This window comes from Streptomyces sp. NPDC047022, assembly GCF_040644155.1.
Taxonomy (GTDB): domain Bacteria; phylum Actinomycetota; class Actinomycetes; order Streptomycetales; family Streptomycetaceae; genus Streptomyces.
The window spans coordinates 1-1397 of record NZ_JBEYVV010000105.1 but is presented as its reverse complement, the minus strand read 5'-3'; the positions used below and the strand labels follow the sequence as shown (position 1 = coordinate 1397).

Annotated in this window: 1 protein-coding gene; it reads left to right on the top strand. The window is 68.1% G+C overall.

The genetic code is table 11. The features are described 5' to 3' along the window. The coding region (locus tag ABZ845_RS31950; RefSeq protein ID WP_360987063.1) for an AMP-binding protein at positions 1-1397 on the top strand (1397 nt) is incomplete at both ends.

Sequence of the window (1397 nt, the reverse complement as noted above, 5' to 3'; positions counted from 1 at the left end):
TGCCGGTGTTGCAGTTCGCGTCGTTCAGTTTTGATGCGTCGGTGTTGGATGTGGCGGTGACGTTGTCGGCGGGTGGCCGGTTGGTGGTGGCGTCGGCTGCGGAGCGGGTGGATACGGGGTTGTTGGTGGAGTTGGTGTGTGGGGCGGGGGTGCGGGCGGCGAGTGTGGTGCCGTCGTTGCTGGCGGTGTTGGATCCGGGTCGGGTTCCGGGGTTGGGGACGGTTCTGGTGGGTGCGGAGCCGATTTCGGTGGAGTTGGCGCGGGTGTGGGGTGCCGGGCGGCGGTTGGTGAACACCTATGGTCCGACGGAGTCGACGGTGATGGTGACGGCTGGTGGGGTGGATGGTTCGGGTGTGGTGGTGCCGATGGGTGCTCCGGTGGCGGGTAGTTGTGTGCTGGTGCTGGATGGTGGGTTGCGGCCGGTGCCGGTGGGGGTGGCTGGTGAGGTGTATGTGGCGGGTGGTCAGGTGGCGCGGGGTTATGTGGGGCGTGCGGGGTTGACGGCGGAGCGGTTCGTGGCGTGTCCGTTCGGGGGTGTGGGTGAGCGGATGTATCGCACGGGGGACCGGGCGCGGTGGACGGTGGATGGGCGGTTGGTGTTCGTGGGGCGTGCGGATGAGCAGGTGAAGGTGCGTGGTTTCCGGGTGGAGCCGGGTGAGGTGGCTGCTGTGGTGTCGGGGTGTGGGGGTGTGGGGCGGGCTGTGGTGGTTGCGCGTGAGGATGTTCCGGGTGATGTGCGGTTGGTTGCTTATGTGGTGCCGGCTGAGGGTGTGTCGGGGGATGGTCTGGCGGGTGTGGTGCGGGAGTTTGCTGTGGGGCGGTTGCCGGGGTACATGGTGCCGTCTGCGGTGGTGGTGTTGGAGGAGTTGCCGTTGACGGTGAATGGGAAGGTGGACCGGGCGGCGTTGCCGGTGCCGGAGTTTGTGGGGGGTTCGGGGCGGGGTCCGGTGTCGGTGCAGGAGGAGGTTCTGTGCGGGGTGTTCGCCGAGGTGTTGGGGGTGGCGGATGTGGGTGTGGAAGATGATTTCTTCCGGTTGGGTGGGCATTCGTTGTTGGCGGTGTCGTTGGTGGAGGCGGCGCGTGCGCGGGGTGTGTCGGTGTCGGTGCGGGCGTTGTTCGAGTCGCCGACTCCGGCGGGGTTGGCCTCGGTGGCTGGTCCGGAGCGGGTGGTGGTGCCGGCGAATGTGATTCCGGCCGGTGCAACCGAGATCACCCCGGAGATGCTGCCGCTGGTCGAGCTGGGCGAGCAGGAGTTGGCGCGGGTGGTGGCCGCGGTGGAGGGTGGTGCGGCGAACGTGGCGGATGTCTATCCGCTGGCTCCGTTGCAGGAGGGTCTGTTCTTCCACCATCTGATGGCCGGCCGCGACGGCATGGACGAGGACGTCTACGCCGTCCCC